11 protein-coding genes are annotated in these 14526 nt (G+C 53.8%); all 11 read left to right on the forward strand.

Annotated elements, in window-relative coordinates; all coding sequences use genetic code 11:
• Nucleotides 1-7 precede the first annotated feature (7 nt).
• The 11 genes from B3P58_RS17260 to B3P58_RS17310 all read left to right on the forward strand — a co-directional run bounded on the left by B3P58_RS17260 (nt 8) and on the right by B3P58_RS17310 (nt 13787).
• Nucleotides 8-970 (forward strand): UbiA family prenyltransferase, encoded by a 963-nt coding sequence (locus B3P58_RS17260; protein WP_286719313.1) that lies wholly within the window; start codon nt 8-10, stop codon nt 968-970.
• Nucleotides 967-3741, forward strand: coding sequence for a phosphotransferase (locus B3P58_RS17265; RefSeq protein WP_145465917.1), 2775 nt, complete (start codon nt 967-969; stop codon nt 3739-3741). The genes B3P58_RS17260 and B3P58_RS17265 overlap by 4 nt, the downstream gene beginning before the upstream one ends.
• Complete coding sequence (locus B3P58_RS17270) at nt 3738-6527, forward strand: phosphoenolpyruvate synthase (protein WP_286719316.1); 2790 nt, start codon at nt 3738-3740, stop codon at nt 6525-6527. The genes B3P58_RS17265 and B3P58_RS17270 overlap by 4 nt, the downstream gene beginning before the upstream one ends.
• Nucleotides 6524-7651 carry a hypothetical protein gene (locus B3P58_RS17275; protein WP_286719318.1) on the forward strand — a complete coding sequence of 376 codons (1128 nt, stop codon included), beginning with the start codon at nt 6524-6526 and terminating at the stop codon, nt 7649-7651. Before B3P58_RS17270 ends, B3P58_RS17275 begins: the two co-directional genes overlap by 4 nt.
• Before the next feature lies 1 nt (nt 7652).
• Nucleotides 7653-9353 carry an AMP-binding protein gene (locus B3P58_RS17280; RefSeq protein WP_230330501.1) on the forward strand — a complete coding sequence of 567 codons (1701 nt, stop codon included), beginning with the start codon at nt 7653-7655 and terminating at the stop codon, nt 9351-9353.
• Nucleotides 9350-10546: a CDP-alcohol phosphatidyltransferase family protein gene (locus tag B3P58_RS17285; RefSeq protein ID WP_230330502.1), complete on the forward strand. Its 1197-nt coding sequence runs from the start codon at nt 9350-9352 to the stop codon at nt 10544-10546. The genes B3P58_RS17280 and B3P58_RS17285 overlap by 4 nt, the downstream gene beginning before the upstream one ends.
• A gap of 192 nt (nt 10547-10738) precedes the next feature.
• The gene (gene rpsP, locus B3P58_RS17290; protein WP_145465908.1) at nt 10739-10990 is read left to right on the forward strand and encodes a 30S ribosomal protein S16; all 252 of its coding nucleotides are present in this window, start codon (nt 10739-10741) and stop codon (nt 10988-10990) included.
• Nucleotides 10991-11011: 21 nt separating this feature from the next.
• Nucleotides 11012-11551 (forward strand): ribosome maturation factor RimM, encoded by a 540-nt coding sequence (gene rimM / locus B3P58_RS17295; protein ID WP_145465906.1) that lies wholly within the window; start codon nt 11012-11014, stop codon nt 11549-11551.
• 16 nt (nt 11552-11567) lie between these two features.
• Nucleotides 11568-12323, forward strand: a complete 756-nt coding sequence (trmD, locus tag B3P58_RS17300) for a tRNA (guanosine(37)-N1)-methyltransferase TrmD (RefSeq protein ID WP_145465904.1) — start codon at nt 11568-11570, stop codon at nt 12321-12323.
• A gap of 10 nt (nt 12324-12333) precedes the next feature.
• Nucleotides 12334-12687: a 50S ribosomal protein L19 gene (gene rplS / locus B3P58_RS17305; protein ID WP_145465902.1), complete on the forward strand. Its 354-nt coding sequence runs from the start codon at nt 12334-12336 to the stop codon at nt 12685-12687.
• Nucleotides 12688-12920: 233 nt separating this feature from the next.
• Entirely contained in the window at nt 12921-13787 is an 867-nt protein-coding gene (locus tag B3P58_RS17310; RefSeq protein WP_145465900.1) for a thioredoxin fold domain-containing protein, read from the forward strand.
• The last annotated feature ends 739 nt before the right edge of the window (nt 13788-14526 follow it).

The following is a 14526-nucleotide window of genomic DNA, read 5'->3' on the forward strand; positions in this document are numbered from 1 at the left end:
CCTCTCTATGACTAACTCTGCTGTTATTGCCGGCGAGCCGTTGCTGCGCCGTATCCGCGCCTGGATGGACGAACGTTTTCCGTTCGCCAATGCCTTGCTGTTTTTTATTCTTTATCTGGTCACCGCCAGTGTTGTTCGTGCCAGTCAGGGCGAATGGTTTTTTAACTGGAGCGATATCGTTTCCTGCCTGATTACCTGGTCGTTGTTTTTAACCATCCGTATTTTCGATGAACATAAAGATTACGAGCTGGATGTTAAAAACCACCCGCAACGTGTACTGCAGAGTGGCCGCATTACTCTGACGCATCTGAAAAGTCTGGGCATTATTGCGGTCATTGCCCAGCTGCTGTGGAGCCTGTTTCTGGGTACCGATACCCTGATCGTCTGGGCCGTGATGTTTGTTTACCTGTGTTTAATGGGTGCCGAGTTTTTTTGTGGCGCCTGGCTGGAAAAACGTTTGCTGCTGTATGCCCTTAGCCATATGGCGATTATGCCGCTGATCGTGCTCTGGCTGGCGGCGATGGCACAACCACAACTGCCGGTAATGCAGCTACTGAATTCTGCACCTTTAATGGCGATGATGAGCCTGGCGTTTATCAGCGGCTTCTGTTTTGAAATTACCCGTAAAACCCGTGGCCCGGAAGAGGAGCGCGAAACGGTCGATTCTTACTCGCGCATCCTTGGCGTGCAGGGTGCCGCTAATCTGGTCATTGCGCTGTTCTGCGCCATGGTGGTGAACCAGCTGGTATTACTGTGGCTGCTGGATGTCGCAGTATTAGTGGTTTATGCCGTATTGCTGGTACTGGTTCTGGTACTGGCTCTTAAAGCTGTTTTCAAATTCAAACAATCCCCCCATGAAAGCGGCCGTGAAAATAACGAGAAAGCCGTCGCCCTGACGATGTTGCTGGGCTATCTGGTGGTGATTATCGCCGCTGCATTAAACATTCACCTGCTGGGAGCTGCCGTATGAAAAAGGCCCGCGTTTATACTACTCAAGCCCGTTATGAATTCAGCCCTGAACAGAACGCCAGCGTACGTCTGCAGTGCGGTGATAACTGGCGCAATGCCGAAGCCGTGGATGTTTCCAAAAGCCATTTATGCGTGCTGGCCGAGCCCTGCGAACAATGGCAGCTGGATGCTGCCTTTACCACGGTGACTCTGGTTCTGGCCGACAAAGAATATGTGCTGCGCGATTTAATCATCAGCAAACTGGAAGTCGCGCAGAATTCTAAATTATGGCGTCTGGTATTGCGTAACGATACCGATGGTGAAAACACCGCCGAAAACAGCCGTCAGCTGTGGCAGATCAGTTATGCACTGCGTCAGCGTGCGGCAGAAGATGATGGTCGTTTATACGACGAACTGACGTTGCCGAAAGTACCGGCGCGTGGTTTATACACCGAAGAGGCCCGTCAGGAGCGTCTGGGTTTTGTCCGCGCAGAAACCGGTGCGGCGATGGAGCGGGTAGCGGACATTACTCTCGATCCGAAAGCGCTGGTCAGTAATATCGAAGCGTTAATCGGTACTGTAGAAATTCCGGTGGGTGTGGCCGGGCCATTGCATATCCGTGGCGAACATGCGAACGGTTTATTTTATGCACCTATGGCAACTTCTGAAGGTGCACTGGTGGCATCGGCTACCCGTGGTGCCACAGCGATTTCCCGTGCCGGTGGTGTGAATGTTCGGGTACTGGGTCAGCGTATGCTGCGTGTACCGGTGTTCGTATTAAGCGATTTATCTTCGGCGTTATTTTTTGCCGAATGGGTAAAAGACCATCAGAACGAAATTGCTGCCCAAACCCGTAAATATTCGAACTATGCCAATCTGGTGGAAGTGCATACTGAATTAATGGGCCGCACGGTGCACGTACAGTTTGTGTATGAAACCGGTGATGCTGCGGGTCAGAATATGACCACCACCTGCACCTGGCAGGCGTGCCAGTGGATTCTGGCCGAAATGCGTGCTTTCGAAGGGATAGAGTTTGAAAACTTTATGGTTGAGGCCAACCTTTCCAACGATAAAAAAGTTACCTATAACTCTTTCCTGCGTGGCCGTGGTGTGCGCGTACTGGCAGAAGCCGTACTCAGCGATGATGTCTGCCGTAAAGTATTAAAAGTCAGCGCGCGCGAACTGTTCACCGCCTATAACCATTTTGTTGGCGGCAGTATTGCGGCCGGCATGGTCGGTCTGAATATTAATATCGCCAACGTGATCGGTGCGATGTTTACTGCCACCGGTCAGGACATTGCCTGTGTACACGAGTCGGCCATCGGCCAGCTGCATATGGAAATGACCGATGATAATGCGATTTACGCCACGCTGCGCCTGCCAAGTCTGGTGGTCGGTACGGTCGGCGGCGGCACCAGTCTGCCGCAGCAGAAAGAATGCCTGCAGATGATTGGCTGTGCTGGCCCCGGCTGTGCGCATAAACTGGCCGAAGTGATTGCCGGTTACTGTCTGGCGCTGGATTTATCCACGCTGTCGGCCATTGCCAGCGACCAGTTTGCCCGCGCTCACGAAAAACTCGGCCGTAACCGCCCGGTAGAATGGTTAAAACTCGGTGATTTAAATCCGGAGTTTTTCAGCCGTGCATTATCACAGGGTTTAAACCGCAACGTGCAGGTCAGTGCGCAGCAGAGTCTGAGCCTGTCGGGTAAAGGCAGCAGTATTATTACCGAACTGACAGCACATAAAATCAATAAGCTGGTTGGCCATTATCCGTTCCGCCTGACACTGGACGATGCCGATCAGACGCTGGATGTAATGGTTAAAGTGAAGCCGCTGGATGACGAAGTTATCCTGATGCTTAACTCTATGGCGTCGATGTGTGATGCCCGTCTGGCGCATGCTTACAACGAATTCCGCAAGCATGTTGGTTTCCGTGGCTGTCATGTGCGTGAGCTGGAAGTGATGGCGCAGCAGGATGAACGTTTCCGCCGTGTTGCTCCGACCACCTATATGGCCTGGGCGGATGCCTCACGTGAAGCCTATGTTCTGGTGCAGGAATATCTCGACGGTCTGGAATTAATGGATTCCGCTGACGACACTTCCGGCTGGACGACCGAACACTTTAATGCCGCCGTTGATGGCATTGCTCAGGTGCACAGTATCTGGCTGAACCGCGAAGACGAACTGCTGACTCAGGACTGGATCTGCGACGCACCGAATACCGCCAATATGCTGGAAAAAACCCGCCTGTGGGAAATGCTTGGTGCCCACGCCCAGCAGGAATTCCCGGAGTGGTTCAGTGCCGGTGATATGGAGCGCTTCCGCGATCGCGTGTACAGCATGGAGCAGTGGTATCCGCAGCTGGATGCCTTACCGAAAACCCTGATCCATAACGATTTTAATCCGCGCAATATTGCCTTCCGTCGTCAGGGTAGTGAACTGACACTCTGCGCTTACGACTGGGAACTGGCGACCGTTCAGGCACCGCAACACGATCTGGCTGAATTGCTGGTATTTACCCTGAATCCGGATTTTGATCCGCAGCTGGTGGAAGCTTTAATTGAGCGTCACCGTGTGCAACTGGAACAGGCCGCTGGCGTTACGCTGGATGCTGCACAATGGCGTTATGGCTTTACCCTGACACTGTGGGATCTGGTTGTTAACCGTGTACCTATGTATGTAATGGCACATACCTTCCGTCATTATCCGTTTATGGAGCGGGTGGTGCGTACCTTCCGTCGTCTGCTGGATCTGGAAATTCAGCGTCTGGAAAACGGAGATCAAAGCCTGTGAAAAAAGACACTGTAAACAGCCCGGCTAATTATTGTCTGGATGCGCTGCAGGCCGCAGCGCTGAGTGCTGATCAGGTCGGTGGCAAAGCCTTTAACCTGGCATTTTTAAGCCGCCAGACTCTGGCGATTAATAGTCTTCAGGTGCCGCAATGGTGGGTGGTACCCGTTGCGGCTTTCCGTGCACAGTTACGCTCGCTGAATCTTGAACAGTGGATTGAAACCGAACTGGCGTCACTGGGCGATAAACCCGACAGCAGCGCGCTGGAGCAGGTTGCTCAGGGGATTCAGCAGAAAATCCGCGATGGCGGTTTATTAATTGCCATTGCCGACGATGTGCGCACAGCCATTGGCAGCGATGCATTGGCACATGGCTGGTGGGCGGTGCGTTCATCGGTGGTGGGGGAAGATGCTGAAGGGGCGTCTTTTGCCGGACAAATGGACAGCTGCTTATATCAGCGTGGTGAAGAGCAGATTGCCGCGGCCATTATTACCGTGATGCAGAGTGCCTTTAATGCCCGTGCTCTGGCTTATCGCATTCAGAAAGGTCTGGGCCTGACCGATATTAATGCCGCAGTGATTATTCAGCGCATGATTGATGCCGATGTTGCCGGTGTGATGTTCACCGCCAACCCGGTTAATGGTGATCGTGGCGAAGCTTTTATTTCGGCTACCTGGGGTTGTGGTGAAGGTCTGGTTTCCGGCCACTGCAATGCCGATGAAATCAGTGTGCGTTTAAACAGCAATGAACTCAGCGTACAGGTCAACGATAAAGACCTGTGTCTGGTGCAGGATGCTGAACAGGGCGGCACCCGTGAACAGGAAGTGGCCGCCGATAAACGTACCGTTGCCTGTTTAACCGACACGCAAATTTTTGCCCTGCGCGATCTGGGACGCAGCATTGCGGAAGCCTATTTCGCACCGCAGGATATTGAATGGTGTCTGAAAGACGGTGCCTTTTATATTCTGCAGGCGCGTCCGGTGACGCGTTTACCGGAACAGAACCCCGACACCGACCGTCTGCAGGTCTGGGATAATTCCAATATTCAGGAATCCTATTGTGGGGTAACCACACCGCTGACTTTCAGCTTTGCCAACCGCGCTTATAAAACCGTATACGAGCAAACCCTGCGTTTATTGGGGGTGCGTGAACATGTGGTTCAGCAGCATCAGGATATGCTGGAAAATATGCTCGGTCTGATTCGTGGCCGGGTGTATTACAACATTAACAACTGGTATCGCGGTTTATTATTTCTGCCATCTTTCCGTACCAATAAAGCCGATATGGAACGCATGATGGGCCTGACCGATCCGGTGGATCTGATTCAGGATCGCGAACTGAGTGGCCGCGAAAAACTGGCACGCCTGCCGCAGATGTTACGCGCATTGTTTGCCATGCTCAGCCGTTTCCGCCGTATGGATGAACTGGTGGCTGAATTCCGCGCGCACTTTGCCGCTGAATATGCCCGGGTCGAGCGCAATAAATTGCACAGCCTGAGCATGGATGCATTAATCAGCCTCAGCCGTACGCTGGATAAAACCCTGCTGAATAACTGGACCACGCCCATCGTTAACGATTTTTACGTAATGATGATGAATGGCAAGGTACACCGCTGGCTGGAAAAACTCGGCGTAGAAAATCCGGCGCTGGTACAGAACAACCTGCTGTCCGGTGAAGAAGGCATCGAAAGTACTGAACCTACCAAATTCCTGCTGCGTTTATGCGATGAAGCGCGTACGCAGCCGGAATTGCTGGCGTGCTTAAAAGATCAGCCAAACGATCAGCTTCTGGTTCTGCTGCAATTAAAATTCCCGGATTTCCACAGCCGCTGTCTGCAGTACATTGAACTCTACGGCGACCGCACCATGGGCGAGCTGAAGCTGGAGTCGGTAACGCTGCGTCAGGACGCTTCCTTTATGTTTGCGGTGCTGAAAAACTTTTTAAGCCGTGACGATCTGACCCTGGCGACACTGGCCGAAAACGAAGCCCGTTTCCGTGCCGAAGCAGAGCAGGCCGTATTACCAGCGTTGCAGAAGCAATTTGGTCGCCGTGGCTTAAAAAAATTCCAGCGTGATTTAAGCCGCCTGCGCGATGCCATCCGCAACCGCGAAAACATGCGTCTGGCGCGTACCCGTATGTTTGGTCTGTACCGCGATATTTTCCGTCAGCTCGGTGAGCAGCTGGCGTTTTATTCACAGCTGGAGCAGGCCGAGGATATTTTTTATCTGACTCTGGAAGAAATCTACGCCTATGCCGATGGCCGCTCGGTGACTGCTGATTTAAAACCGCTGGTGGCAATCCGTCGTGCGGAGTTCGCGTCTTACGAAGCGGATGAACCGCCGCATCATTTCCACACCCGTGGGCCACTGTACTGCAATAACCGCTTTGAATATCCGCATGCTCAGGAAGAAACCGCAGCCGCCGATGGCAGTCTGCAGGGCACCGGTTGTTATCCGGGTATTGTTGAGCAAAAAGTACGGCTGATTTTCTCGCCGGACGATGAGCTGAATTTAAATGGTCAGATTCTCTGCACCGTACGTACCGATCCGGGCTGGGCACCGTTATTCCCGACCGCTGGCGGTATTCTGGTGGAGCGTGGCTCAACCCTCAGTCACTCGGCGGTGGTGGCCCGTGAGCTGGGAATTCCTGCGGTGGTGGGCATTCCGGGGTTAACCAAATTACTGGCCGACCAGGAGCTGGTGCGCATGGATGGTTCCAGTGGCCGTGTAGAACGGCTGGAATTTAATGCCGCCGAGTCTGTGTCTGCGGCCGAGGAGTCGGTGGCATGAACAGCATCCCGGAACTGAGTGATGAGTTTTTCCGTATTGCCCGTGAGCGTTATAGCAACGATACCTTCTGGCTGGGTGAAGACGAAGCCGCAGTGCGCCGTCAGTTCAGTACGGAAAATGATTATTTCCGCACTGGCCGTGCCTGGGCAGAAACGGCAGAAGGTTGTCGTTTAGCCGGTTTTTTAAATCCCGAGCAGCGTATTAATGATGAAGCCGTTGCCTATTTCGGTTTCTGGGAAAACAGCGGCGACAACGACACGGTACTGAATGCGCAGCGGGATTTATTCGCCCGCTTTGAGCGCTGGGCCGCGGAGCAGGGGGCGGAGCGTATTTACGGGCCGATTAATTTTAATACCTACGGCCCGTACCGTTTGCGCTTAGCCGACGAGCAAGGCGGTATGCCGGGACCGGTATTTGCCGGCGAACCCTATAATCCGCTCAGTTATGGCGAGCAGTTACAGGCGCTGGGTTACGACATTCATTACCGCTATTACACCCGCATTAATAATAATTTACCGGCACTGGCGCGACAGATGGAAAAACCACTGGCGCAGGCGTTACAGCAATTGCAGGGTGAATTTATTGTCAGCCGTCTGGATGGCGACACCTGGATGAATAATCTGCCGGAGCTGTATCCGTTAATCGACCGTATGTTCCGCCAGAACTTTGCCTACAGCCCGATCAGCGAAGCACAGTTTGTCGCCGCCTGTGGTGAGCCTTTTGCGCGCAAGCTCTGCCCGCAGTCGTCGGTACTGGTACGGCATAAGAGCGGCGCCATTGCCGGATTTTTCCTGTGTTATCCGGATTACAGTCCGCTGCAAGTTGCTGGCCCATTGATGAAGGCTGCGGATATCAGCTACGCCCAGCATGCGGCACTGTTGCCTGAGCCGCGTCTGGCGCTGGCGAAAACAGGGGCTATTCATCCCGATTATCGTCAGGCCGGTCTGTTCACCCTGATGTCGATGCAGCTGACCTGCTGGGCGGCACCTCACTATCAGCGCGTGGCTGCGGCTCTGGTGCGTGAAGATAATCCGTCACTGCGTTATGCCCACAACGGCGAAGAAGTGCGGGTGTATGGTCTGTTTACCAAACAGCTGGCCAGCGCGGCTGCTCAGGAAGGCTGATATGAGCGGGCTGAATTTCTGCCGTCATGTGCTTGAGGAGGCACGGCGTAATCCGCAGCGGTTGGCGCTGGATATTCCATTAATGCAGGGGCGTCGTTGTCTGGGCGCTGAGCAATGTACCTATGGTGAGCTGATGCAGCGTGTGAGTGCGTTGCAGTTACTGTGGCAGCAGCAGGGATTGCAGCCCGGCGAGCGGGTGGTGGTGATCGCCCGGCCGTCGGTTGACCTGTATGCGGTGGTGCTGAGTTTGCTGGCCTCCGGTCTGGTGGCGGTGTTTATCGATACCGGCATGGGCCGCAAGAAAATCCGTATGGCACTGGCCGATGCCCGCCCGGTGGCGATTGTCAGTATGCAGGCGCTGTTGCGCTGGTTCTGGCTGATTCCTGAGCTCTGGTCTTTAAAGCGCTTCAGTATTGACCGGACAACGTTAGGAAGTCGTTCGCTGAGTAAAGCGCTGGCGGCGTTTAAGGGCAAGCTGGCGTCTGTTGATAGCGGCACATGGCCGCAGCTGGCGGTGCCTCCCACAGGCGATCACGGTCTTATTTCTTTTACCTCCGGCAGTACCGGCCGGCCGAAAGGCGCCGACCGGACTCATGCCAGTCTGGATGCCCAGCATGCCGCGATTCGCCATCACTGGCCGGATGCCGATGGCGAGCGTGACAGCCCGTGTTTCCCGGTGATGGTGCTGCATAACCTCAGTTGCGGCATGAGCAGCTGTTTGCCAGAGGTGGATCTGGCCGCTCCGGCACAGGTGGATGCGGCAGCGGTTCTGACACGCTGGCAGCAGCAGGGTGTTACCCGCATCAGTGGTGCGCCGGCCTATTTCCGCGCCCTTTGTGATGAGCTGTTACTGCGTAAGACGACCTTACCGCAGATCACCAGTCTGGTAATTGGCGGTGCGCCGGTCAGTCAGCTGCTGGCGCGCGATCTGTTGCAGGTCTTCCCCAATGCCTATGCGCGTATTGCCTATGGTTCCACCGAAGCTGAGCCCATCGCCTCATTGCTGCTACAGGATTATCTGCACAGTGACGGGCAGCCCGGTGTGGCCGCTTTGCTGGTGGGCGATATTGCCGAAGACACCGATGTGCTGATCTGCAATCTGCCTGCAAACAGCGATGCCCTTCTCAATGAAAGTCTGGTTAACGAAAGCCCTGTTAATGAACATCATGTGCGGGATGGCCGTTGTGATGTGGGCGAAGAGGGCGAAATTCTGGTCGCCGGCCGTCATGTGCTGCGTGGTTATTACCACAACCCTCAGGCCGATGCAGAAAACAAAATCCCGCGCGCCGATAGCCTGGTCTGGCACCGTACCGGCGATACCGGCTGGCTCGATGAACAGGGCAGGTTGTGGCTCAGTGGCCGGGTAAAAGATGCGGTGCAGCTTGGCAGCCAGCGCCGTTTGCAGCCGCTCTGGCTGGAGCAACAGCTGGATGCGCTGGCCGGTGTACAGCGCAGCGCGCTGATTGGCTATGAACAGCAGAGCTGGCTGTTCCTGTGTTGTGACGAGCCTCTGGAAAACCTGAAAAGTGCGTTGCTGGCTTTGCTGCCGGCCGGTGAATGGCAGGTTGCCAGACTGAAGTACATGCCGGTGGATGGTCGCCACAACAGCAAGATTGACCGTCCGCTGCTGCGTCAGATGGCGGCTGCAGGCCGTACCGACATGGTGGTTACCTGGAACAAAACGGAGAGTACATCAATATGAGCAGTTTACCGGCCGGTGGCTGGATTATCCGCCTGAACCGGGTTGATCTGATCACCCTGAGCAGTGTTCCGCTGACCTTGCTGGCCTTGTTTTTTACCTTGCAACAGGAGCTGCTGACGGCGCTGGCGTTGCTGTTTCTGGCGATGACCGCCGATGCGCTGGATGGCTTGCTGGCCCGGCGCTGGGGGCTGACCCGTGAGTTTGGTCGTTACCTCGATGGTTTTATGGACGTGCTGATTTATCTGGTCAGTCCGGCGCTGATTTTACTGCAGTGGGGTTTTGATGGTGCTTATGCCGTGGCGCTGGTGACTATGGTCGCCGCGGGTTGTATCCGTCTGTCGGTATTCAATCAGACCGGCAATATTGAGGATGCGAGTAAGGGCAGCGCCCGTCCGGCCTATCTGGGCATGCCGGTATTCTGGAGTCTGCTGATTATTGCGCCATTGGTATTGCTGGAGCATTGGCTGGGTTGGACTGCCTTTATTAAAGGCCTGCTGGCGCTGGTGCTGCTGTGGTTTTCGGTACAGATGCTGCGCGCCCGGCCGTTCTTTAAGTTCACCTCACTGGCACAGATGCTGTGGATTACGCTGGGTGGTTTCTCGCTGCTGTGCGCCACCACGCTGGCGGCTAAGGGCACACAGGCGCCGTTGCATCCGCTGCTGATGGCGCTGTACCTGCAGGTGCCGGTGGTGATTGGCGGTGTGGCGCATATGTGGTGTGTCAGCAATGACGTGCTGCCTTCTCTTGCCCGGCCGGTGTGGAAATCGGCCTTTGGTGCCAACAAAACCTGGCGCGGCGTTTTATTGGTGCCGCTGCTGACGGCGCTGGGCGCGCTCTGTCTGTGGCCACTGGAACTGATATTTCAGGCGCTGGGCTGGCCGACCGTGTGGAGTGGTTACTCACTGCTGCTGGCCGGTGCGGTTGCCGGCGCTGGCTATATTCTCGGCGAATTGCCCAATTCCTGGTTTAAGCGCCGGCTGGGCATTGCGCCGGGGCAGGTGCCGGAAGAACAGCGTTACTGGTTTATCGCCCTTGATCAGATCGACTCGGCTGTTGGCGTTGCTCTGATACTTGGCTGGTGGCTGGATCTGAGCTGGACGGTGGTGGCCCTGTACATTCTGACCTTCCCGCTGACCGCGCTGCTGGTTAAACAATGGCTGTACCGTAACAAACTCAAAGACAGTGCTGTCTGAGGCGTGAATGAATGCTTGTGGCAGCAGGGCAGATTTTATACACTACGCGCCCTTTTATTAGGTCTCGTCTGGCTGGATGCCATGTTTGCGTGCATAACATGCCGCTGTAATGGTGTTGGGGCAGATGAGTTGATGAACGGCAGGCGATCCCAAAACCTGTCCCTTGATAAACGATCGGAGTGATCTGAAACTATGGTAGTAATCCGTTTGGCCCGTGGTGGCTCTAAAAAACGTCCTTTTTATCACATTAACGTAGCTGACGCGCGTAGCCCTCGCGACGGTCGCTTTATCGAGCGCGTTGGGTTCTTTAACCCTGTTGCTCGCGGCCAGGAAGTTGCTTTCCGCATCGATGCGGAACGCGTTGAATACTGGTTGGCCAAAGGTGCTCAGCCAACTGATCGCGTAGCTAGCTTACTGAAGCAAGCCAAAAAAGCTCAGGCTTAATTGGCGACGACCGGAGTTCTGATGTTGAACGACCAGATTGCGGGTGAGGAAATCACCGTCCTCGGTAAAGTAACCACCGCATTTGGTATTAAAGGCTGGGTGAAGGTGTATTCGTACACAGATCCCATGACCAACATCCTGGATTACCCGACCTGGCTGTTACGTATTAACGGACAGTGGCGCGAATTCAAGGTGACCGACAGCAAACTCCAGCCAAAAGGGTTGGCTGTAGCTCTGGCAGGAATTACCGACCGGGATGCCGCTCTGGCGTTATCCCAGATTGAAATCGGTGTACCTACTTCGGAGTTACCGGAACTCGAAGAAGACGAACATTATTGGTTCCAGCTCGAAGGCTTGAAGGTGGTTAACACCGACGGCGTGTGGCTGGGCCAGGTGAAAGAACTGTTTGATTCCGGCGGCGGTAATCAGGTGATGAGCGTAAAAGGTTGCGAAGGCAGCATTGATAAGCGCGAACGTCTGATTCCATACGCAGAAACAATCGTTCTTGAAGTTGATCTGGATAACGGTGAAATCCAGGTTGACTGGGACCCGGATTTTTAAGCCCGGTGTTGTAATTATGTGGTTTGGGGTTATTTCCCTCTTTCCTGACATGTTCCGCGCACTCACCGACCATGGTGTCAGCGGGCGGGCAGTCAAACAGGAAAAAGTGAGTATCGAATGCTGGAATCCGCGTGATTTCGCCTACGATAACTACCAGACCGTGGACGATCGTCCATACGGCGGCGGCCCCGGCATGCTGATGAAAATTCAGCCTCTGCAGGATGCCATCCACGCAGCCAGAACGGCCGCGGGGGAAGGCGCTAAGGTGATTTATTTATCACCTCAGGGACGCAAGCTGGATCAGGCCGGCGTGTTAGAGCTTGCTCAGCGCGACAAACTGATTCTGGTGGCCGGACGGTACGAAGGTATTGATGAGCGTTTGATTGAGCGCGAAGTCGACGAAGAGTGGTCTCTTGGCGATTTTGTTCTCAGTGGTGGCGAACTGGCTGCCATGACGCTGATGGATGCCGTGATCCGATTGGTACCCGGCGTGCTGGGGCATGACCAGTCGGCACAGCAGGACTCCTTTATGGAAGGCTTGCTGGATTGTCCACATTACACCCGCCCGGAAGTTTACGAAGGGCAGGCCGTACCGGACGTGTTGCTGAGTGGCAACCACGAAAAGATCCGCCAGTGGCGCCTTAAGCAGTCACTGGGCAGAACCTGGCAGCGCAGACCGGATTTACTGGAAGCGCTGGAACTGACAAACGAGCAACAAAGGTTATTGACAGAGTATCTGCAAGAGCTAGAACAGAACTCAGCAGACTGTTAAGGAGCGAACAATGAGCAACAAGAACCCAATCATTCAGCAGATTGAAAATGCGCAGCTGAAAGACAACATCCCTGCATTCAGCACCGGTGATACCGTTGTTGTGCAGGTTAAAGTAAAAGAAGGTAACCGTGAGCGTCTGCAGGCGTTCGAAGGCGTAGTTATCGGTAAGCGTAACCGTGGCCTGAACTCTGCATTCACTGTACGTAAAATCTCCCACGGTGTGGGCGTTGAGCGTACTTTCCAGACTCACAGCCCGATGATTGACAGCCTGGCTGTTAAACGTCGCGGTGACGTGCGTCAGGCGAAACTGTACTACCTGCGTGAGCGTAGCGGTAAGTCTGCACGTATCAAAGAAAAGGTTTAATCCTTCTCTTGCAGAAAAAACGGGCCTCTGGCCCGTTTTTTTATGCCCGTTTTTATGTTTGTTGTTATATCTGTGCAGTGTTTGTCATCAGAAAAGCACGTACGGCTGATATACTGCTGTCTGGTTTGACACTTACTTTCTTGACACTGGCAGGCGCATTTGAAAGGGTAGGGCCCGGAACAAACAAGGGCTCTGGGCCTCCAAGCCTGAATGATGACGTAAAGGTTGCAGTAATGAAGAAAACACTTTTAGCCGCCGCGCTGGGCCTGAGCCTGACGTTACCGGCAATGGGCGCCGCCGCTGACAAAGCGCTGCCGCTCGACAAGCAGGTCGAAGCCAAACTGGTGCAGGCTTTCGGTCCGCGTCTGCAGGTACGTGAAGTTGCGCCTTTGGCTGGCAACCAGATTTTGGAAGTGGTCCTGATTGACGGTTCTGTTATGCACATGACACCGGATCTGAGTCACTTTATTTACCGTGATGAGCTGTATGAGCTGAGTGCCGAAGGTCCGCAGAACATCACCCAGAACCGTAACAATCCGAAGCGTGCTGAGCGCCTGGCGGCCGTCACTGACAGTCAGACGGTTGTATTCAAAGCCAAGGGTGAACAGAAAGCCCTGATCAACGTCTTTACCGATATTGACTGTGGCTATTGCCAGAAGCTGCATCAGGAAATCCCACGCCTGAACGAGCTGGGTATTACTGTGCGTTATCTGGCTTATCCACGTGCCGGTATCAAAGATCCGCGCAATGGCGAGCTGACCGATTCCTATCGCAAGATTAACTATGTCTGGTGTCAGGCTGATCGCAAGTCCGCAATGACCAGCATGAAGAACACTCAGCGTGACATGAATATGCTGGGTCAGCGTCTGCGCCAGTCTGGTGGTTCAGCAGAACTGGAAGACCAGTACCGTGCCCTGCAGGGACAGGTTGTGGCGATGATGGACAAGAGCAAAGACTGTGGTGCTCCTATTGCTGCCCAGTACGATCTTGGCCAGGAAGTGGGTGTAACCGGTACTCCGGCGATCGTGGTTGATGATGGCCGTCTGTTCCCCGGTTATATGCCGGCAGATGATCTCGCCCGTCGCCTCGGCGTGATGTAATTTCAGTATCGTTTACTGGAATACCTGAAAACCTCCTGCGGGAGGTTTTTTTATACCTTTTTGCAAGGTTATGCACAGCGCACCGATTTACTTCACATTCACCCCATTAAATTAGTACCTTTGTATTAAAACTATAACAGTCTGTTTTCTATGGATATTTTCTGACCGATTGCAGCCTATGAGCTGGCTCTTCATTCCATCGCTCAGATGGCAGCGGCTTTTTTCAGAATTTACCCCCTGAATTATCCACAGATTTTTAAGGGAAGTGATTACTTACCGTCTAGGCCTTTTATTCTCAGGCTGAGTGACGGGGGCGGGTCTGGTGCAACCGGAGGCTCTATTTTGGCGCAGGATGAACTCAGATGATGCATCTTATGCACACTGGGCCATAGGCTTGTTCATTCCGGAGAAATTTGGCCTGAAAATAGGCAAAATGACTATTGATTTTTATAAGTCGTTGAAAAATAAGGATTTTTAATGTTGGTTAAAAAGTGATCAATCTAAGGTGGGGCCTCTGTTTATGCGAAACAGGGATACTTTCCAAGAGCTTACTCACAAAGTTATGCACAGAAATTGTGGACATTTTGGCAGCCCTTCCTGCTGGGCACTGAGGACATTTTCAGCGCAACTGGCATTGTTTTTCCCTTGACTTAAAAAATATACCTCCGAGTGGTTATGCACATCGCTGGGTCTCTCTTTTTGAACGGACATTCAAAAGTCAAAAAACTGAAACAAATCG

Origin of the sequence: Thalassolituus sp. UBA2009, assembly GCF_002335285.1 — a bacterium.
In the GTDB taxonomy this organism is placed as follows: domain Bacteria; phylum Pseudomonadota; class Gammaproteobacteria; order Pseudomonadales; family Oceanobacteraceae; genus Venatoribacter; species Venatoribacter alkanivorans.